The sequence below is a fragment of the Ensifer sp. ENS06 genome (genome assembly GCF_014852205.1).
Taxonomy (GTDB): domain Bacteria; phylum Pseudomonadota; class Alphaproteobacteria; order Rhizobiales; family Rhizobiaceae; genus Ensifer; species Ensifer adhaerens.
Window position 1 is genome coordinate 1 of record NZ_JACVBC010000025.1, and the last position, 21,377, is coordinate 21,377.

Annotated in this window: 11 protein-coding genes and 1 pseudogene; 6 read left to right on the top strand and 6 right to left on the bottom strand. The window is 62.6% G+C overall.

Annotated features, from left to right (window positions below; translation table 11 throughout):
* Positions 1-214: 214 nt before the first annotated feature.
* Together IB279_RS35805 and IB279_RS35810 are read left to right on the top strand one after the other, a co-directional pair.
* Positions 215-397 (top strand): annotated as a pseudogene (locus IB279_RS35805) (helix-turn-helix domain-containing protein); the annotation flags it as partial.
* Between the two features lie 443 nt (positions 398-840).
* Positions 841-1,047, top strand: coding sequence for a hypothetical protein (locus IB279_RS35810; protein WP_060520539.1), 207 nt, complete (start codon positions 841-843; stop codon positions 1,045-1,047).
* A 196-nt stretch (positions 1,048-1,243) separates the two neighbouring features.
* Here IB279_RS35810 and gdhA read toward each other — a convergent pair whose 3' ends face one another.
* On the bottom strand, positions 1,244-2,590 hold the full coding sequence (gdhA, locus tag IB279_RS35815) for an NADP-specific glutamate dehydrogenase (protein WP_192341175.1): 1,347 nt from the start codon (positions 2,588-2,590) through the stop codon (positions 1,244-1,246).
* A gap of 102 nt (positions 2,591-2,692) precedes the next feature.
* Here gdhA and IB279_RS37775 point away from each other — a divergent pair, with 102 nt between their 5' ends.
* Positions 2,693-2,821 carry a hypothetical protein gene (locus IB279_RS37775; protein ID WP_256439321.1) on the top strand — a complete coding sequence of 43 codons (129 nt, stop codon included), beginning with the start codon at positions 2,693-2,695 and terminating at the stop codon, positions 2,819-2,821.
* Positions 2,822-2,922: 101 nt separating this feature from the next.
* Here the strand turns inward: IB279_RS37775 and IB279_RS35820 are convergent, their stop codons facing one another.
* The 4 genes from IB279_RS35820 to IB279_RS35835 all read right to left on the bottom strand — a co-directional run bounded on the left by IB279_RS35820 (position 2,923) and on the right by IB279_RS35835 (position 16,650).
* The gene (locus IB279_RS35820; RefSeq protein WP_060582232.1) at positions 2,923-4,248 is read right to left on the bottom strand and encodes an HlyD family type I secretion periplasmic adaptor subunit; all 1,326 of its coding nucleotides are present in this window, start codon (positions 4,246-4,248) and stop codon (positions 2,923-2,925) included.
* A gap of 61 nt (positions 4,249-4,309) precedes the next feature.
* Complete coding sequence (locus IB279_RS35825; RefSeq protein ID WP_192341177.1) at positions 4,310-7,006, bottom strand: cadherin-like domain-containing protein; 2,697 nt, start codon at positions 7,004-7,006, stop codon at positions 4,310-4,312.
* 40 nt (positions 7,007-7,046) lie between these two features.
* Positions 7,047-8,798, bottom strand: a complete 1,752-nt coding sequence (locus tag IB279_RS35830) for a type I secretion system permease/ATPase (RefSeq protein ID WP_090301724.1) — start codon at positions 8,796-8,798, stop codon at positions 7,047-7,049.
* 73 nt (positions 8,799-8,871) lie between these two features.
* A complete protein-coding gene (locus tag IB279_RS35835) occupies positions 8,872-16,650 on the bottom strand; it encodes a peroxidase family protein (protein ID WP_192341179.1) in 7,779 nt (2,592 codons plus the stop codon).
* A gap of 411 nt (positions 16,651-17,061) precedes the next feature.
* Between IB279_RS35835 and IB279_RS35840 the strand changes: the two genes are divergently transcribed.
* The gene (locus tag IB279_RS35840; RefSeq protein WP_244496920.1) at positions 17,062-18,537 is read left to right on the top strand and encodes a sensor histidine kinase; all 1,476 of its coding nucleotides are present in this window, start codon (positions 17,062-17,064) and stop codon (positions 18,535-18,537) included.
* Positions 18,530-19,195, top strand: a complete 666-nt coding sequence (locus IB279_RS35845) for a response regulator transcription factor (protein ID WP_060582226.1) — start codon at positions 18,530-18,532, stop codon at positions 19,193-19,195. The genes IB279_RS35840 and IB279_RS35845 overlap by 8 nt, the downstream gene beginning before the upstream one ends.
* A 201-nt stretch (positions 19,196-19,396) precedes the next feature.
* On the opposite strand, the gene IB279_RS35850 is transcribed toward IB279_RS35845, so the two are convergent.
* The gene (locus tag IB279_RS35850; RefSeq protein WP_060520546.1) at positions 19,397-20,068 is read right to left on the bottom strand and encodes a response regulator transcription factor; all 672 of its coding nucleotides are present in this window, start codon (positions 20,066-20,068) and stop codon (positions 19,397-19,399) included.
* A 757-nt stretch (positions 20,069-20,825) separates the two neighbouring features.
* Between IB279_RS35850 and msrA the strand changes: the two genes are divergently transcribed.
* Positions 20,826-21,332, top strand: coding sequence for a peptide-methionine (S)-S-oxide reductase MsrA (msrA, locus tag IB279_RS35855; protein ID WP_060520547.1), 507 nt, complete (start codon positions 20,826-20,828; stop codon positions 21,330-21,332).
* Positions 21,333-21,377 lie beyond the last annotated feature (45 nt).

Below are 21,377 nucleotides of genomic sequence, written 5' to 3' on the forward strand. Positions count from 1 at the left end.
TCCGGTCGGGGGCTTGCCTCAGCGCCAGCGGAGATGTCGAGTGTCGCATGTCTAAATGGCTGGCGACGCGCCCAAAGTGACATTTCTACTTTGCGCCAACGTGGACAGTTCAACTTGGCTGCCACAAAATCTGTAGCCGCAAAGTTAAAGTGTCCTGATCCTGCAAAGTTGGAATGTCACTCTCCCCGGGTTTTGATGACCTGGGAGATTGCGGATGGGATTGATTGCGATGAGCGAACGCGATCTGCAACGGATTGAGGTTTTGTCGAAAGTGATCGCCGGACGCATGACGTTGGCGTCGGCGGCGCGCGTGCTTGAACTGAGCACCCGTCAGGTCCGTCGTCTGCTGGAGCGGATCAACACCGGCGGTACGGCGTCGACCCGGCCCCACGCTATGACCGTGCGCACCGTATGTTCGGCATCTTCCTAAGACATGTAGTCTTCGAGCTCCCCTGAAAATCGGGTAAAAGGCGCGTGGTGGCTCGGTCGGTCGTCGAGCGCGCGCCGGAGCGGGACGTAAGCTAAAAGATGGCCCGCAAACAGGCGCTTACGATTGTCAACATCAGCTGCGCAACGGAGGCCGACGTCTCTCAAAAGATGACCCGAAGCCTCTGATAAGGCAAGCCAATTGCAAAGCGGCATCGACTGCTGATTGACAGTCGACGGAAATGGGCGGATAGCCCGGATGCCATTTTAAGGCTTCAAAGCACCCTGCTCCCGGTTCTAGGGCTTTGGCAGTGATGCCGTTGACGGTTAGATGGGGTTGCGAAGCCGACCCCGGGCTCTCGGCCGCCCGGCAAAGCCACAAGAATTCTTCCACACGGACAATCAGAGGAAATCATGGAAACGGTAGAAATCAGCGATCGTAACGACTTTGCCCTTTGGGCCATTCAGCGCGCTCAGGAAATCGTGACGGGAGAAGGCGCAGCCTTCGCAATCGCAGCCCAGGGCGCAGACGAGGAAGCCCTGTCGCAAACCGCGGCCGCCCTCGGCCAGGCAATCAGCGATGCCATGCTCGAGGTTTTCGACGGTCTCGTCGCCTCATAAATTCTATCTGCGCCGATTGGCTCTTGCTACCGTCTCGCAGCCCGGACCAGCCAGCAGCATGGTACGGCCTCCCCATAGGATCGCGCGCCATGCTCACGAAACTAGCCGTGACCGGTGGTACTACAGTCTCAGCCCCAAGAGCTTCGACGAATTACTGGAGGAAGCCAGCGCAAGCCGGCTCCCTCCAGCAGAAGCATTAGATGACGCCGAGCGCGTCCATCGCTTCGGCGACCCTCACGAAGCCGGCGATGTTGGCTCCGAGCACATAGTCGCCGGGGTTCCCGTATTCCTCGGCGGTCTCGGCGCAACGGTCGTGGATCGACTGCATGATAATGGCAAGCCGTGTTTCGGTTTGCTCGAACGTCCAGCTGTCGCGAGAGGCATTCTGCTGCATCTCGAGAGCCGATGTCGCAACACCGCCCGCATTGGCGGCCTTGCCAGGGGCAAACATGACACCTGCATCCTGAAAGATGCGAACCGCTTCCGGGGTCGACGGCATGTTTGCCCCCTCGCCTACTGCGATGACGCCATTCTTCACCAGAGTGCGGGCATCCTTGCCCGTGAGCTCGTTCTGGGTCGCCGAGGGCATCGCGACATCGCAAGGAACGTCCCAGACGGAGACGCCCTCGACATAGTGTGCCCTGGAGCCTTTCAGCCTGGCGTACTCGGATATCCGCTCACGGCGAACCTCCTTGATCTGCTTGACCAATTCGAGATCGATCCCGTCCTCATCGACGACATAACCGTTGGAATCGGAGCATGCGACGATCTTGCCACCGAACTCCGCGACCTTTTCCATGGTGTAGATAGCGACGTTTCCGGATCCCGATACGGTCACGCGCCTGCCTTCGAAATCGAGGCCCTTGGTGCTGAGCATCCGCTGGACGAAGTAGGTCGCACCGAAGCCCGTTGCCTCCTTGCGTGCGCGCGAGCCGCCGTAAATCAGCGCCTTGCCCGTCAGCACCCCGGCCTCATACCGGTTGGTGAGCCGCTTGTACTGGCCGAACATATAGCCGATCTCCCGGCCTCCGACGCCGATATCGCCGGCAGGAACGTCCGTGTATTCGCCCAGGTGTCGGTGGAGCTCGGTCATGAACGACTGGCAAAATCGCATGATTTCCCCATCCGTTCGCCCTCTCGGGTTGAAGTCGGAGCCGCCCTTGCCGCCGCCGATCGGCATGCCTGTCAGGGCGTTCTTGAAGGTTTGCTCGAAGCCGAGGAACTTGATGATCCCGACGTTGACGGAAGGATGAAAGCGTATCCCGCCCTTATAGGGCCCAAGTGCGGAGTTGAATTGCACGCGGAAGCCGCGGTTGATCTGTACCTGCCCGGCGTCGTCGACCCAAGGCACCCTGAAGATGATCTGCCGCTCGGGTTCGCAGATCCGTTCTATAAGGGCCTGTTCCGCATAGCGCGGATGCTTGGCAATGACACGCCCCAGACTTTCAAGCACTTCCCGTACGGCCTGGTGAAATTCCAGCTCGCCGGCGTTGCGCCTCAGCACTTCCGTTAGAATTGGTTCCAGCTTCTCATCGACATTCAAGATGGTTCTCCTCATGCGCGCAGGTTCTTAGGCGCAGACCCCTCGCGCATTATCGGAAGCTAGGCGGCAAGTGAAGATTTATTTCCCGCGGCCATGCAATTCGTGATTGCTTCCCTGGACGCCGTTTTCCTTGGAAAAACAGGCCGCCTCCATGGCGCACTCGTCGCAGCCGACGTCACCACCTTAAGGCTCACGCTCGGCGTCCGCCAGGTGCGCAAGGCGTCCTTCTGATAGGCGCGCGCGCTATAGAGGCGACGATGCATGGTCGCCTCTATAGCCCCCCTGCTCAAGGGCAAAGTGCCGGCGCGTTCCCTCCACGGTGACGCACGCAATCATTCCTCGCGGAAGGCTCGAAGCATTTGGTCGGTGAAGGGCTTTGTTAGATAGGAGATGGCCGTGCGCTCGTCCGTCTGGACATAGACTTCGACCGGCATGCCCGGCATCAGCTTGCGGTCGCCAAGCTTGTCCAGCGCCTGGGTGATGTCGACCGTGGCGAGATAATAGGGTTGTCCGGTGGCGCGATCGATGGTTGTTGCGGCGGCAACCACACCGACCTGGCCATCGAGTTCCGGGGTGGTGCGCTGATTGAAGACGGTGAAGCGCAGGCGGCTGGCCTGGCCCGGCGCGATACGGTCGATGTCGGCCGGCGGGATGCGGATTTCAACGGTCAGGTCGTCATCCTCGGGCACGATCGACATCACGCTGGCGCCGGGGGCAATGATGCCGCCGATGGTATGGACCTGCAGGTCGTAGACGAGCCCATCGACAGGCGCGCGCACCTCCATGCGCGACAGCCGGTCGCGGGCGGCGACCTCGCGCTCGCTGAGTTCGGCGATCTTGGCCTCGATGCCGACGATCTGGGTCTGGGTTTCCTTGCGGGTGTTCTGATCGATGGCGAGCAGCTTGATGCGCAGTTCGCTGATCTGCCCGACCGCCTCGGCGATCCGCGCCACGAGTTCGCCCTTGGAGCCGTCGATCCGGGCCATCTGGCGCAGGAGATCACGGTGTTCGGAGACTGGCACCAGGCCGCTCTTCAGCAAGGTCTCGAGTTTGGCGATCTCCTTCTCGACGATCTCCCTTTCCGCGTCGCTCGATCCGGTCTGAGCCTTGAGGCCGCGGATCTGCTCTTCGAGCTGGGTGATCTGCAGGCGCATCTGCTCTTCCTGGCTGGTGATCATCCGGCGATTGGCCTCAAACAGCTTGAGCTCGCTGACCTTCAGCACCTCGCTGACATCGAGGCCATCGAACGAGACGGCGGCCTCGCCATCCCGCTCGGCCTTCAACCGGGCGCGCATGGCGTAGAACTGCTGCAACTGACCGCGCACGATCGCGAGCTCCACGCGGGTTTGAGTCTCGTCGAGGCGGATCAGCACGTCGCCCTTCCTGACCTGGTCGCCGTTGCGCACGGCGATTTCGGAGACGATGCCGCCGTCACGGTGCTGGATGAGCTTGACCTGCTGGGAGATGGCGACCTGGCCCTGGGTGATGACGGCCCCAGAAAGCCGGGCATGGGCGGCCCAACCGCCGACGCCAAAAAGCAGAGTGGCGGCAAAGGCAGCGGAGACGACGATGCGCGAGGTGATGCCAAACTGGCTGCTGTCCTTTGCGATCTTGTCTTCGACCTTGGTGGTCTTGGTCTCGTTCTCTCTGCTGATCATGGCCTTCTCCCGGTAACGCGTGACAGCTCTGGTTGATGCGGGTGGTGTTGCTTGCGATTGCTTAGACGGCGTCTCTCTGCTGCTCGCCGGCCGTATCCAGGGCTGCGAGAATGAAATCCTGCTCGGTCAGCGCGTGGCGGCCGGCGATCAGAAATTCGAGATCTTCGTCGCGCTCGAGATCGATGACGGCGCGCACGACCGTGCGCTCGCTGTCGCTGAAGGTCTCGTGGTAGAAGGTGATGCGGTTGACCGGCGTCGGGCTGCCGTCATCGGCAAACGGCGCAAAGGCGAGGCCGCCGATGGCTTCGGCAATCTTCGACAGATCGATGCGGTCTCCGACCTGGAAGTCGCGGATCTCATCGCGCCCCTCCCCGCCATTGGCAAGGGCAGCGAGGCTACGAAAGACGAAGATATCTGCGCCTGCGCCACCGGCCAGGACGTTGACGGCATTGCTGGCGACGATGATGTCGTTGCCCTTGCCGCCGATCGCGGTCTCGACGGAACTCAAACTGTCGTTGCCGATCTCGACACCCGTGGCAACGCCGCGGTCGAGATCGATCACCACCGCCTGTGTCGCTGCGGAGGCATCGTAGCGATCAACGCCGTCACCGCCGTCGATCGTATCGTCTCCGTCGTCGGTGCCGGGGAGGAGAACGACGACGAAGGTGTCGTTGCCATCTTCGCCCTTCAGTTCGTCGTCGCCAGCACCGCCGACGAGCACGTCATCGCCGTCGCGGCCGCGCAGCCTGTCGTCGCCATTACCACCGAACAGCATGTCGTCACCGCGGCTACCGGAGATCCGGTCACTGCCGCGCCCGCCGACGATGATCTCGAAGTCCTCGATGCGATCCTCGCCGATCTCGTCGCCTTCGGCGATGCCGGCATCCATGTCGGCGAGAACCGCCTGCACCAGCGCGGACAGATCGAGCGTGTCGATGCCATCGCCGCCGCTATAGCTGTCGTTGCCGTCATCGTCGGCGTCGCCGCTGCCATCGAAGGCGACGACCACGATCGTGTCGTTGCCGGCGCCTCCGGAGACGACATCGTCGCCATTGCCACCAATCAGGGTATCGTCCCCGGCATTTCCGGCAATGACGTCGTTGCCGTCATTGCCGATCAGCGTGTTGCAGTTCTCGTCGCCGGTGATCCGGTCGTCGCCGGAACCGCCGATCACGTTTTCGATGCTCTCGATCGTATCGGAGCCTATTTCCGCGCCGGTGGCAGTGCCTGCGACGAGATCTATGACGACCGTCTCCTGTGCGCTGCTGGCATCGAGCGTGTCGTGGCCTTCGCCACCGGAATAGTGATCGTCGCCATCGCTGGCGGGCGGCGATGCGCTGCGGGTTTCATCGGCGGTGAGGCCAGTGACGATGATGTCATCGCCGGTGCCGGCAAGCACCGTGTCGTCGCCGGAGCCACCGGTCAGCCGGTCGTTACCGGCCCCGCCATCGACGAGGTCGTTGCCGGCATCGCCATCGATAACATCGGTACCTTCCTCACCGAACAGGCGGTCATTTCCCGCGCCGCCCGAGAGATAGTCGTCACCGGCCTCACCAAGCAGGATGTCGTCCCCCTCTTCCCCATAGAGGTGATCGTCCCCCATCCCGCCGAACAGAATGTCGTTGCCGCGCCCGCCATAGAGACGGTCATTGCCGGCCTCACCGTAAAGCGTGTCGTTACCGTCGCCGCCGATGAGCGTGTCGTTGCCGGTGCCCCCGAGAATGGTGTCGTCGGACTCGCGGCCATAGACGATGTCGTCGCCACCAAGGGCCGCAATGATGTCCTTTTGCGGCGTGCCGCGCATCACGTCGTCACCTTCGGTGCCCCTGATCTCGTTCGCCGGCCAGTCCATCAGCGTCATCAGCGCACCATTGACGGTACGGCCGGTGCCATCCGAGACCGAATAGGTGAAAGTGACCTCACCGAGATCGCCGCGTTCCGGCGTATAGAGCCACATGCCCTCGCCATAGGCGCGAATAGATCCATTCGATACCGTCAGGTTGGCGATCGACAGCCTGTCGCCGTCCGGATCGACCGTGTTGGCGAGAAGGTCGTTCAACAGGATGACGGCCGAGAGGTTCATCAGGCCGTTGGCGAGCACATTGCGTCCGGTGACGACAGGCAGGCGATTGCTGCGGGCACTGCCGTCGTCGTCGTCACCATCGCCGGGACCACCAGGACCACCCGGCTCGTCATCGTCGTCGTCATCGCCGCCACCGGGACTGCCGTCATCGTCATCAGCATCGTCGTCCTCTACCCGGCCGGACGGCGAACTGCCGAAGGACGCCAGACCGGGGAAATCGAAACCCTGCGGGCCGTTGTCGTTGGCGGGGCGCGCGCTTGTCTTATAGGGCCGCTCGTCGATGAGATCGGTTGTGGGCAGGCCCTCGTCGAAAGCAAGCCGCACCGAGGAGCGCAGGCGGCCGAGCTTTGACGGCAAGGCCTCGTCCGGAAACGCCAGGTCTTGCAGAAGCCCCTGCACGTAAGCGGCGGCATCCTCGATCGCCCCGAGTGCCCCGGACATGTCGAGCACCTCGCTCGGCTGGCCGGGACCGACCGGCTCGGGATTCGGATCGTGCTTCGCCGGTTCGCTTTCGCCTTCCTTGCTTCCGAACACGGAACCGAGCGCGCCGAGGAACAGCGCCGACAGCACCAGCCGCCCACGCTTGCGCCCGGGCTTGTCCGCGATCTCGTACCGGTTCATCGGCGCGATCGCCTGTTGGCTGTCGGGGCGCTTCAGGATGAGCTTTTCGTCCATGACATCCTCCTCGGCCTGCGGCCGAACCTCTTAAGGTCTCTCACTCAGCCGCCGCCGACACCCGTTGCGGCGGTTGTCCGCCGGCATCCGCACGTCGGGTCTTTTCGACCACCAATGGCCGGGTCTTTTGCGACGGCAGGATCTCCTCCTTCGGACCGAAGGCGACCAGCCGTCCGCCCTGCACCAGGCCGATCATGTCGACCGTCTGCAAGGCGCTCGGGCGATGGGCGACGATGACGACGATGCCGCCGCGCTCGCGCACATTGAGGATCGCCCGGTTGAGCGCTTCCTCACCTTCGGCGTCCAGGTTGGAGTTGGGCTCGTCGAGCACCACGAGAAAAGGGTCTCCATAGAGTGCGCGTGCCAAGGCGATGCGCTGTCTCTGGCCCGCGGACAGGGCGGTTCCATGGGGACCAAGCTCGGTCTGGTAGCCATTCGGCAGGTGCACGATCATCTCGTGGATGCCGGCGGCCTTGGCGGCGCGGATGATCGCCCGCGCATTCGGCGCTTCAGCGAAGCGCGAGATGTTGTCGGACACGGTGCCATCCATCAGCGCCACGTCCTGCGGCAGGTAGCCGACATGCTGATTGAACAACCCCTCCGGCCACTGACTGAGATCGGCGCCGTCGATGCGCACAGCCCCACGCAGCACCGGCCAGATGCCGAGTATGGTGCGAGCGAGCGTCGTCTTGCCGCCACCCGACGGGCCAATCAGCCCCACGGCCTGGCCGGCCTTCAGTTCGAGGCTCACCTCGCTCAGAAGCACCGCGCCAGTCGAAGGCGCAACCGTCGTCACCTTGTCGAGGCTAAGGCTCTGCTGCGGCGCCGGCAGGTCGAGATTGCCGCCGCGTTCGTCGAGCACGCCGAGCGTCTCGTTGAGGCGGTGATAGCTGCGGCGGGCGGCGACGACGCCCTTCCACTGCGCGATTGCCAAGTCGACCGGCGCCAGTGCCCGGGCCGTCACGATCGACGAGGCAATGATCGAGCCGGCCGACATCTGTCCGCGGATCGCCAGATAGGCGCCGAGCCCGAGGATCGCCGATTGCAGGATCATGCGCAGCACCTTCGACAGGCCCGACAAGGTGCCGCCGATGTCCGAGGTTTTGGTCTGACAGTCGAGGTGGCGACGATTGGCCTTCTCGAAGCGCGCCACGGCCCGGCCGGTCATACCCATGGCGTGCAGCACGTCGCTGTTGCGGGCATTGCTTTCGGCAATCGAGCTGCGCGCCACGGAGGCCTTGATCGTCGGGCTGGAATGGCGCCGCGTCATCACTTCGGCGATCACCGTCAGCAGCGCCAGAACCAAGGCGCCGCCGAGCGTGAGGTAACCCAGCATCGGATGCAGGAGCCAGACGAAGGCGAGATAGATCGGGATCCAGGGCAGGTCGAACAGCGCCACCGGGCCCTGGCCGGCGAGAAAGCCGCGCAGCGTGTCGACATCGCGGCCGCGTTCCGTCGCCTCGGCGGTCGAATAGCCGAAGCGCGGCATTTCGATCACCACCTTGTGGGCGAGCGGTGCCAGTTCCGCATCGAGCCGCGCGCCGAGACGCACCAGGATCTGCGAGCGGATGACATCGAACAGGCCCTGGAACAGGTAAAGCCCGACCGCGAGTACCGATAGCGCCACCAGGGTGGAGATGCTGCCGCTGGTCAGCGCCCGGTCATAGATCTGCAGCATGTAGAAGGCGCCGGTCAGCGCCAGGATGTTGATGATGCCCGAGAGACCGAAGAGATAAATCAGGATACCGCGCATGCCGCCGATCTTGTGTTGCGGCTCTTTCTTCTTGCTCATGATGAGATCCCCTTTTGCCCGCCCCGCATGCCGTCCCGGCCGACGTCAGTCGGCCGGGACGTGTGCTTCATGTTCAGGAGACGCCGTTGAAGTCGGCGACCTTGAGGTTGTGGGTGCCGTCGAGCGTCAGTGCGAACTCGGCATCCTGGTCGCCATCGACGCTGCCGCGGATCACGGTTACGTCGGCACCGTCGCGGGTCTCGTGCGTAACCACGATCTGGCCCGCCCCTGAAAGCGTCGTGCCGCTGGAAAGCGTGAAGCCCTGCTTGCCGGCCTGCCCGCTGCTCGCATCGATCGCCGAGAAGTCGATCCGGTCGCCCGGCGAGAAGCCGTAGATCGTGTCGCCGTCGGCCGCCGCCACCGACGTGAAGCGGAAGACGTCGTCACCCAGGCCGCCGTCCATGATGTTGACGGCCGTCGAGGCGGTGATCTCGTCGTGACCCGAACCGGTGATGATATTCTCGAACCCGTAGATTGTATCGGTGCCGACCTCGGCCCCCACCACCTGGCCGCGGCCCATGAAGCCGTTGCCGAGATCCACCTTCAGGTTGCCGGTCGCCACCGAATAGTCGAGCGTGTCGACGCCATCGCCGCCCCAGTAGCTGTCGGAACCGTCGTTGAGCGTGGCAAGCACGATGTCGTCGCCGTCGCCGGCCCAGACTTTGTCCGCCCCGGCGCCGCCTTCGATGATGTCGTTGCCGGCATCGCCGTAGAGAAGATCGTCGCCGCCATTACCGAACAGCATGTCGGCGCCAGCTCCGCCGTGGACTTCGTCGTTGCCGGCCCCACCGGAAGCGACGTCATCGCCGTCGCCGCCACTCAGCACATCGTCGCCATCCTCGCCGCGCAACACGTCGTTGCCGCTGTCGCCAGAGAGAATGTCAGCCGATGCCCCGCCGAGCAGGATGTCGCCGGCGGCCCCACCGAGCAGCACATCGGAGGCCGCCGTGCCGATCAGCGTGCGGGCCGCAACCGGCAAGGATGTGCCGTCGGCGTCACCGGAGCCGTCACCCGAGCCGCAGTGGTCATCATCTCCGTCGTCGTCCGAACCGCCTTCGTCTTCATCATCATCATCATTGTCTCCGCCGGAAACGAGGCTCGGCGTGTCGCCGACGAAGGTGATGGAGTGCGTGCCGCTCGAAAGGGTTCTGGTGCCGTCGCCGTTGTCGGTTTCAGCATAGTCGGCAGGATTGGCACCCGTCGGGATCTCGATGACATCCTGAGGCCGCAGCGCGCCGACGATGGTGTCCTGACCGCCATTGCTGCGGAAGACGATGCGGTGCGCCGAAGACAGGCTCGAAATGTCGATCACGTCGTTGCCGGCGGAGCCTTCGACGGTGATCGTGGAGTAGTTCAGGCTGGTCGTGTCGAAATTCCCGATGACCTGGATCGTGTCGCCTTGACTGACGCCCTGGTCCGGGCCGCCATTGTTGTTGTTGTTCGTCACGTTCAGGGTGTTGACGCTGATCTCCTCGATGTTGTCGAGCTCGGCGATGACGCTTTCGACGCCGCCGACGGTGCGGGTGATCACGATTTCCGTCGAGGCCAGGAACGTCGTGTTCAGGCTTGTTGCCAGGTTGGCGTTCTGGCCGGCGGTGATGGCATAGATGCGGAACAGTTCGGCGCCGGCACTGCCCGAAAGCACATAGGTGTCGCTGCCAGCACCGCCGTCGATGATATCGCGTCCTTGAGTGCTGCTTTGGTTGATCGTGTCATTGCCGCCACCGGCAAAGACAATGTCATTGCCCGCGTTGCCGTTCAGCGTGTTTGCCGCATTGTCGCCGACGAGAATGTCGTTGCCGGTCCCGCCGTCGATTGTGCCCAGGATATCGCGCACCACGTCGACGGTTGCCGTATCCGTACCGGTTCCGCGGTAGGTGAAGCTGCCACCGACAGCAACGCCGTTGTCGTTGATCGTGACGCCATCCGGGCCGAGGGTTGCCGTGAGACTGTTCGCCTGCGTGATCGCCGAAATCGCCATGGCGCTGTCTGGATCAACATCGTTGGCGAGCAGCGCCCAGCTCGGGATCGTGAAGGGATTGCCATTGGTCCAGTTCGTCACGATACGATCGTTGTTGGCGATCATGGGATCGTCCACGGCAACGACGCTGATTGTGGCGGTCGCCGGCTGGCTGTCCCGGAAGCCGTCATTCACCGTCACCTCGATGGTCCGCGCCGTGATGGCTGGGTTATCCGAGGTGTTCGAGAACCGGACGGCGTCCAGCGCGCGCTGGTAATCGGCTGCACTCGCCTCGCCTGTGAGCAGCAGCACGAGTTCCCCGGCAATCACTGCCTGCGACACCGCGATTGCCGCGGGGCGACCGTTGGCCGTCGTTGCCGAGAGCGCGTCGCCCGCTGCCATGTTCTTCAGCACGACGCGTGCCGAGACGATCGTCTCGTCCGTGGTGATGCCCGAGAGGCTCGAGATCCCGACGGCTGCCTGGTTTTCCGTGAAGGTCGCGTTCCAGGCCGTCGTTCCGTCGTCGACGGGCGTGGTGTATTCGACATTCACATTGTCGATCCGAACGGTTTCGGTGTTGCCGTTCACGCCGCTGAAGACGAAGCGGATCGCAGACGAGGCCGTGAACGGACCCGCAAGCGAGAGGTTTGCCATCCCATCGTTCGATGCGCCGGTAATCGTCTCTATGGTCGTGAAGTTGTTGCCATCGGCGGAGAACTGCACCTGCAAGGTTTCGCCGTTGTCGAGGCCGCTTTCTTCGTAGCTGAAGCTCAGCGTCGCAGTGCCGGCGCCGACCATGGAAAGATCGACGGTCCGGGTGATCGTGGCGCCCGCTGGCGTAGAGCCGGCGCCTGTGTCCTGGCGGAATTCGAGCTGTCCGCCAGTGACGCGGATTTCGCCCGTCGTCGCCACGTTTGTCGTGCGGTCGTCCGTCTCAATCCATGGCGAAGTCCAGGTCGCCGATCCGTTTGAGTTGGCGTAGTTCGCGGAACCGAAGGCATCGCGATAATTGCCGCTGTCGAAAGCGTGCAGGTCGAGCGAAGGACCACGAAGGTCGAGGACCCGATCGGCAAACTGGATGCGTTCGATGTTGAAGAGGCGGTCGGTCCCCTCGGCCTCGAGATTGCGTCCGGTTACCGGGTCGATGACGCCGGCGGTGGGGTCTGTGTGGGCGACCGTCACGCTGCCATCGGCATTGAAGGTGATCTCGTAGTTCTCGAAGTTGTCGTAATAGACGGCCGTGTCGACATCGCCAGCCTTGCCGCCATCGACAATCTCGCGGATGACCTGAAGCTGGCTTGGCTTGATCTCGCCCGAAAACAGGCGGCTCTGGATGTCGGCGATCGAGTCGACGCTGAAGGCAGACCAGCCCTGACCTTCACGCGGCGAGACGAGGATGCGTACGTTCAGCCACTTGTCGCCGTCGATGATGTCATTGCCGCCCATGCCGCGGATCGTGTCCGAACCGCCGCCGCCGAGGATGATGTCCGACCCGTCGGACGTATCCATCACGGCGACCTCCTTTGCGCCCGCCGGGTTGATCGGAATGCCGTTCGCATCGAGGTTGTGCGGATTGTAGAGGTCGAAGCGCTGGAGGTGGGCGACGAGCTCGCGCAGCCCGGCGATCCGGTCGACATTCTTTTCGAGCAGCGCGTTCGAGAAGCTCTCGATCGGAGCGTCGGCGTCGACTTGAGCCGCATTGCCGTTCGGATCGTAACCGCCGATGACCACGTCGCGGCCGGTGAGCGTATCGTTGCGATCCCAGCCAGAGAGCCCTTCGACCAGATCATAACGGTCGCGCAGGATGTTGTTCTGCTGGTTGACGAAGATGCTGATGTTCATGTTCGCATCGGCGTCGTAGTTGTTGTTCTTGAACGTGGTCCAGTCGAAGCCGGCCATGCCGTTCGAGCGGTTGACGCCGATGCCTTGCACCATGATGTCGTCGCCGGATTCTGCATCGAAATCGGTATCGTTCTCACCCGCGATCATCACGTCATGGCCGATGATGCGGGAGTTGAAGAACAGTTCCGAATTGTCGCCCGTGAGCGTCGTCATATTGCCCTGGGCTTCCATCCAGTCGTCGCCCTCGTTGCCGAGAATGGCGCCGCCACCCCCGGTGGGCGCCCGGATGAAGTCGTTGCCCTGGCCACCCGAAAGCGTCTTCTGATCCTCCCCGCCGGCCAGCACGTCGTTGCCGTCGCCGCCGAAGATCAGGTCGAGGCCCATGCCGCCATTGATGACGTCGTCGCCGGCTTCGCCCTTGATGACGTCGCTTGCGCCGATGTCGGTGCCGCTGTCCGTGATGATGTCGTCGCCGTCACCGCCGTGCAGATGGTCGACGCCGAAGCCGCCCTCGATGCGGTCATCACCGCCCTCGCCCCAGATCGTGTCGTCGCCTGCACCCCCGATCAGGGTTTCGCCGGTGTTCGTGCCGCCAAGCACCACGTGCTCCTCACCGGTAAAGCGCAGGTAATTGGTGCCGCGAACGACGAGGGAATCGGTGCCCGTGACCGCAGAAATCACGTCGGCTTCACGGGTCGGGTCAGCATTGCCGAGCCCGTGGTTCCACTGCTTGGTCTGATCCATCGTGATGATGTAGTCGGCCGTCTGGAAGGCCGAGCCGTTGATGTGAAGGCCGCTGTCCTCAGTGTCGGTATTGCGGCGGATCAAGTCGGCGAAACTGTCGGCCTCGAGTTCGTTGAGCAGGTTCTGCCCTTGCGTGCGGCTCAGATAGTAGAAGCGGTCGCCGTTCTGGAGGTTCTGGATCTGCAGTTCGAAGACGAAAGTGAAGGTCGAGCCCAGCATGCCGCCGAAGGGCATCAGCGCCTCGGCTAGGGCGCCGATCCAGAAGTCCACCTTGTTGAGGCCGGTTTCCCGCGCTGCCCATGTGCCGGTAGAGTTCAGATAATCGAGCCGCGCCTGGCGGTCCGCCGGCGTTTCACCGGTCGTGCCGAACACGAGGTCCCAGGCGGCATCCCGCTTTGCCTCGGCCGTGGTGGCGGCGAGGACCGTTTCATGGGTGCCGTAGGCGGCGATGAAGTTGACGATCGAAAGCGGGTTCTTGATGTGCAGGGCGAAATCCGCCCAGCTCTCATAGGGCTTGAGGTAGCTGTCGTTCGTCTGTTCGTAGATCTGGCGTCGCGCCTCGTTGAGCGAGGGAATGCCGGTTTCGCGCGCTCGGGTGATGTTGACCGCCGCGAGGTCCAGCGGCAGGCCGACGAGGTTGTTGCGCAGCGCGCTGGTCACGAATTCGTCGATCTCGTTGCCGACCTGCTGGGTCATGCCGCGAATGATGGCGCCGGAGGCAGCGTGTGCATCGACGCCTGCATTGTTGAACGCCAGCGGGTTGAGGAAGGCTTCAATCAGGCCGAGCTCCTGCGGTGTTGCCGCGCCTTGAGCGTTCAGCGTGAGCATCTCGACGTTTTCGGCAAGCATCGAGTGGCCGAAGCGATAGACGACCTGGGCGAATTCCTCGAAGATCGCACCGTCGATCTCGACGGAGTGGGAGAACACGAAGGCATCGATCTGCGGCGCCACGGCGCGGACGAACTCCTCGAAGACGAGGTGCTGGTAGACCATTTCCGTCGAGAAGCGCGCCGCCTGGAAGAGACGCTCGCCATCCCATACGAGGCCTGTGGAACTGGTCGGGAACGTGGTCACGTCGACCAGCAGCCACTCGTTGAGCAGCGCCAGATCTCCTTCGGCCAGCACCGTCGCCTTGATGGCGCTGACCTGCCGGTTGTGCTCGCTGTGGAAGACCGAATGGGTCGCCGTCAGCGCGATGTTCTCGTTGCCGCGGCCATCGCCGACGACGAAGTGGGCGTCGAGCAACTCATCGTCATAGGTGACGTTGACGCCGAATGCGTTCGGAAGGATCGGATTGCCGGCAACATCGTCGTCGTCCGCGACAACAGCAACGGGGGCAGTTTGCGGGTTCCGGTCGTGATCGACAGGACCGCTCGGTACGGCGCTGTGGGCGATGTCGTTGAGGAAGGCGCGGCCGGCGCTCAGCGCCGTGACTGCATCGATCGGGTTCGCGAGATTGCCCTCGACAGGTCCGTTGACGGTTATCATCAGCGGCAGGCCGTTGGGTCCGCGAACGAATTCGCCGTAGAGGTCCGTCACCAGGAGCGGCACACTATGAACGTTCAGGTCGCTGAGCTCGATGCCGAGCAGGTCTCTTGCCTGGTTCTTGATATCAGCCCAGGTCGGCGGTCCGCCCGTTGCGCCGTGTAACATCTCGCCCGTTGCCAGGGGCTTGCCGTCCACAAGCACATACTGGCGCAGGAAGACCTGGTGCGATGGATTGGACGTATAGACCTGGTTGAGATCGATCCACGGTGTGGTCTCGTTGCGGTGATCGCGGATGTCGTCCGACGTTCCGAGTACACCATCAGCGCCCGGGTCATTGGTCGCGCGGGTAAGGACCATGAAGTTGGTCGCACTACCCGGGACATAGAGCGGATCATCCGGCTGCAGGGGAATGATGACGTTGCCGCTGCCGCCCTTCGAGGTCAGGTCGAGGCCGTGGTCGAAGAACTGGCCGAAGATGGTCATGAACCCGTTGAACGAAGCGGTGTCGCCGAGGTCGGCGGCAACGTTCTTGATGAAGACGTTGTCGCCATCCATCGTCACACCGTGAGACGAAAGCTCATCGATGACAGCGGCATCGGCCGCGGCGGCCGCGGCCTCGGCGGCGGCCGTCGCGGCACTTCCAGTCGGAATTGCGTCGCGCGCGGCAATCGCGTCATCGAGGGCATCCGTTGCGTCCGCCAGGTCCCCCGCTGCCGCGTCCAGCACCGCATCGGCGGTCGCCAGCGCCGAAGAGGCGCTTGCTGCAGCGCTTTGGGCACCGTCGACGGCGCTTGCCAGGCTTTGTTGCTCGGCCACAGCGTCTTGCAGGACGATCACCGCGGTCGCGTGCTCCGCCTGTGCTGTCGTCAGTGCCGCCGAAGCGTCTTCCAGATTCTCGACCGAAAGATCGTAGGCGATCTGAGCGTCCTCTCGTGCATCCACAGCCGCGAGATACAGCGCGCTGTTTTGCGGTGTCGGCGCATTCTGGAACGCCGTGAGGGCGGCGCTCTCCGCCTGCTCGGCCAAGGCCAGATTGGCAAAGGCGATGTTGCGTGCATCCGTTGCATCGGACACCGCCGACGCAGCGGCCTGGCTGGCTGCAAGTGCCGTGGCGGCAGCCGCCTGGGCGGTCGCGACCACAGGCGCATGGGCATCGCGTGCCGCGATTGCCGAGGCCAGAGCGGCATTGGCGCTTGCGAGCGCCTGCGTTGCTCCCGACTGGACGACGACGGCTGCGTCATAAGTCGCCTGCGCCGTTGCCTGCGCCGTCTGAGCATTGGCGACGACGACATTGGCGGCAGCGACGGCGGCGGCAGCGTTCGCAGCCGCCGTCGCCACGGCGGCATGCGCTGCGCGTGCAGCTGCCTGCAGATCCATAACCGTGCGGACAATGCCGAGGGCTTCCGCCCCCTTGATGTCGACGGACGCAAGCGCTGCCGCTATCGCGGCGGGATTGTCGAGCGACTGGTCGGCAACGATGTTGGAGATCAGCCGTGGCTGGCTATCGTAGACGGACCCCGTCGGATCGGCATAGCTCGTCTGTTGCCCGTTGCGCGGGTTGATTTCGGCCGGCGCGTAGTTCGGCGTCAGCAACCGCACCATCGTTTCATCGGATGAGCCGAATTGTGTCATGTTCGGCTGGAAGTTGTTGAATGAGCCATCGACCGTGCGGAGGCCGTAGGGAAGAAGGGGGCTCGATACCAGCTGTTCGAGAGCGGCACGCGGATCGGCGCCGCCGTTGATGGCTGCCGTGTGGGCTTCGGCGATCTTGATCTGCGTCAGGATGAAGTCGAGGTCGTTCCGGTTAAGCTTTACCATTTTTCCCTCCATCGGAGCACCCCGCAATCGCGGCCGCCCGTTTTCAAACAAAGTTCCACCGTCCGGCGGTGAGGCTGTCCTCCCCGGCGCGCCGGTTGCTTTTCGTGTCTCGTTCGTGAGCCGAAATAGGCCTTCTGATGCTCGTATGGTGAGCTGCGGCGCCGACGAAAGAAACGGCGCAAGGTCGGACGAGATTGTCGACGAAGGTTGGAGCGGATTTCGGACTAGTGGACGTGCACTCATGGCATTGGTCCAATGAAAAACCTGGACTTAGGTCCAGTTCTTCTTTCTCCCGTAGAAATTGACTGGAGAAGGTCTTTCAATTTGCCAGAATAGTGCGATCATCGCCTGGGCGGCTTGGCCGGGGCACTGCATTTCCGCGGCACGCAATCCGAGAGGAAATCGCGCAGCGTGACTGAGCATTCAGGGGGTATTTCGCATGAGTTCGCCGCGCCAGCGGAGCCGGCGCTAGTGGGCCGCCGTCGGTTGCTGCTGCCGATACGACAATGGTTTGGCCGGCAGACCCTCTCCATGCAGTTCCTGCTTGCCTGCGGCGCGCTGATCTTTCTGGTCGCAGCCGTCTCCGGCTATCTCATCTCTCGCGAAGTGTCTCATAATGCGGCGGTCGATCGCGCGGCTGCGACGGCCCTCTTCATGCAGAGCATTCTCGAACCGGCCGGAAACGAGATTGCCCAGTCGGGCCAGCTTTCGGCAGAACGACGGCTTCGTCTCGACGAGCTTTTTGCCGAGCCGCAGTTCAAGGATCGTTTTCCCTACTTCGAGCTGTGGCTGCCGGATGGGTCGGTCGCCTACTCTACCTCGAAGGAGTTGATTGGCCGCCGTTTCAACCCGCCGCCGGGGCTTCTGCGCGCGCTCAAGGGCGACGTTGCCGCGGAATATGCGGACCTGACCGCGAGCGAGCATACGCTGCGCAGCCTGAGCACGCGGTATCTGGAAATCTACAGTCCGCTGCGCCGGTCCGATACCGGTGAAGTCGTTGCTGTCGCGGAGATACACGAAGATACGGATACCCTGCACTGGGAGATCTTCGAGGTTCGCCTGATCGGCTGGACGGTCGTTGCCGGCGCATCCACCCTCATCATGCTCGGGCTGCTCGCAATCGTTCATCGTGGCAGCGCAACGATCGAGCGGCAGCGTCTGCGGCTGGAGCAGCGCGCCGAGGAGGCCGAACGGGTTTCGGAAGAAATTCGCGTCCTGCGCGATCGCGCAAGGCTCGCTTCCTTGCGCATGACGGACTCCAACGAACGTCTGACGCGCGGAATTGGTGCGGATCTGCATGATGGTCCGGCGCAGCTTATCGGCTTTGCCATCCTGCAGACGGAGCCTGTACGCGTCGCACGGTCCAGATCCGAGCGTGAAGAGGCGCTGGAGGTGATATGTGGCACGCTGGAAGAAGCCCTGAAGGAAATCCGCCTGATCGCGCGGTCGCTGCTGCTACCGGATATCGAGCATCTGGACCTCGACCAGGTGATCGGGCGGGCAGCAAAACTTCACGAGGCGCGGACGGGAACCCAGGTTGCCATCAAGGGCAGCGGCAGCAAGTTGCCTCTCCCGCCTGTTATCAAGACCTGCATCTACCGTTTTGTTCAGGAGGGCCTGAACAACGCCCACCGGCATGCGAACGGCCGGGGCCAGGCTATCCGTTGCCGCATCGATGGCACCGTTCTGAACCTCAGCGTTCGCGACCATGGCGGCCCGTCTGCCAAGAGCAGTTCCAGCGACAAGCCGGATGGCAGCGGTCTCGGCATTCACGGTCTTCAACAGCGGGTGGAGAGCCTTGGCGGCACGCTGAAGTTCGTACATCGACGGGACGGGGCGGAGCTCCAGATGACACTGGATCTCGGAGGAGGAATGCTCGATGGATGAACCATCTTCGGTCATCGTCGTCGACGACCACGCACTCTTTCGAATGGGCGTCCTGCAGGCACTATCAGCGCACAAGCGCTTTGCCGTCGTCGGCGAAGGAGGCTCGAAAGAGGATGCCCTCCGGCTCGTGGAAAACTTTCTTCCGAACGTGGCGCTGCTCGACATCTCCATGCCCGGCAGCGGGATAGACGCCGCCCGTGAAATCTCGACGCGATGGCCAACCACGAAGATCGTGATGCTGACGGTGTCGGAGGAGGACGATGACGTGCTGGAGGCACTTGATGCCGGTGCGGCCGGCTACGTGCTCAAGGGTGCTCCCGCACTGGACTTGATTACGGCGATATCAACCGTTGCCGAGGGGCGAGCCTATCTTTCGCCCGCACTTGGCATGCGCCTGTTCGGCGTCATTCGCAACCGCACCGAAGGCCACCGGGTGGAGCGGCTTGTCGACAAGCTGACGCCGAAGGAGGCGATCGTCTTCCGCCTGCTGGGACGCGGCTGCACCAACCGGACGATCGCCGAGGAAATGAGCGTGCAGATCAAGACGGTGAAATTCCATGTCGGTCGACTGCTCATCAAACTCGGCGCCAAGAACCGGGTCGAAGCGGCGCTGCTGGCGCAGCGACATCTGAAGCTTTCGACAAGCCGCAAGACGTGAGCCGGACCGCCGGCAGGGTCGGTGCATTCCTCTCACCGAAGACGCGGCCTCGGAAACGAATTTGCTGGCCGTTCACCGGTTCACCAGCCGCCGGATGCCCTAAAGGGCGTCGCGATCTTTCAGACTGGCTCGGTGCGTTGAATTATTGATTTGTCGAATGTCGTTATCGCAAAACCGCTGCGCACTTTTGCGCGACGTTCTCTAGTTGATCCGCTCGCGCTCGCCGGCAACCTTCGGGATCACGTCGAGCCGCTGGGCGGCCAGCACGACTTCAAGGCGGTTCCTGGCATCGAGCTTCTGCATGAGCACGCTCATGTAGTGCTTGACCGTCTTTTCGCTGATATCGAGACAGCGCGCGATCTCCCGATTGGTGCTACCGCGCATCAGATGCCGAACGATCTGCTCTTCACGAAGACTGAGGCGTTGTTGCGCCTGTTCGCGCCGGCGCATCTCCGCGGTCTTCATCGCCATGATGACCTTTGTGGCAAACCCCGCCGAGATGAAAGTCTCACCGTCATAGACCATGCGGATCGCCTGATGCAGATCGCTGGCCCTGCTGCCCTTGAGCACATAGCCGGCAACACCGTAGTTCAGCACCTGGATCGCCGTTTCTATGCTTGAATTCGCCGTGAAGACGATGATGCGCGTGCCCTGGTACTTTCGAGCAATCAACTCGATGGCCGCAACGGCATCCCCCGGCATGCTGAGATCGAGTACGAGCACGCGCGGAGAATGATCTTCGACAATTCTTAAAGCGTCAACCGCGTTCTCGCCCTTCGCAACGATCTCCAGATCGCTCTTACCAGAAAAAACACTGATTAAACCATCAAGAAGAATAGGGTGATCATCGACAAATGCCACGGAAATACACATGGAAGCCAGCCCACAATTAGATACTTAAAAAGACCCACATTGCAAAATCGCAGAGATATTACGCAGTTAAATTTATGCAGCTAGGAACGAATACATTTGAGATCGAAATTCAATACATACAGAAACGACCGCGCATCACACAAAGCGCATCGCATCCTCGTTCATTCGGTAGAGAAGACGCGAATGAGCCCCACACCCTCCCATGCCGCGAATACTATTACAGAAGAACTCAATTTTAAAGCGCATGCTTAAACATAGGTTAATTTTAGGGGGTTGAACCTCCTCGCGACACGGAGTTCCGCCGCCCGAAGTAGGGCGACAAAGCCCCTGCCCACCGATTGGCGCAACTGTCGCCACAAAGCCGGTCCTCAGCGGCCTTGCCGTCAGCATGACGGTAGATTTGAATGCGCTTTGGCTACTTTCCTTCCGGCTGCGGAATGCAGCGGACATTCACACTGTGGGTCGTCAAACGCGGAAAACTCGCAAAGGATCTCGTGATGCCCAGAGCCGCCATTGTTGGGGGAACCGGACAGATCGGCCGGGCGACGACCCGTCGGCTGCCGGGAGCGACATCGATCGCCTTTTAAAGCAGTGGCACCGGTAACGCGACACGTGCCGAGCCAAAACGCGGATTTGGAACCGCCCTCCTGATCTTGGCAGCAGGAGTTCCTATATTACAGTCCATCTCCCGCGCTGGCCCGCAGCCAGTGGGAGAAAAAGCGAAGACGCGCTCACGAACCAGGTGGAGGATATCTGAATGACCGAGAGAGCTGTTCTGGCCGGCGGTTGCTTCTGGGGAATGCAGGATCTGATCCGCAGGCTCCCCGGCGTCACCGGCACCCGTGTGGGCTATACCGGCGGCGACGTGCCCAATGCGACCTATCGCAACCACGGAACCCATGCCGAGGGCATCGAGATATTCTACGATCCGGCGAAGACCTCCTATCGGCGGATTCTGGAGCTGTTTTTCCAGATCCACGACCCCACCACGAAAAACCGTCAGGGCAACGACATCGGCACCTCCTATCGTTCGGCGATCTACTACGTCGATGACGAACAGAAGCGCATTGCCGAGGACACCATTGCGGATGTGGAAGCCTCTGGCCTGTGGCCGGGCAAGGTAGTGACGGAACTGGAACCCGTCGGCGACTTCTGGCAGGCGGAGCCGGAGCACCAGGATTACCTGGAGCGCTATCCGAACGGCTATACCTGCCACTTCCCGCGTCCGAACTGGGTGCTGCCGCGACGGTCCGCCGCGGAGTAACAAACGCCCCGGCGAGCGTCTGGCGAACCGTGTCCGCATGCAGCC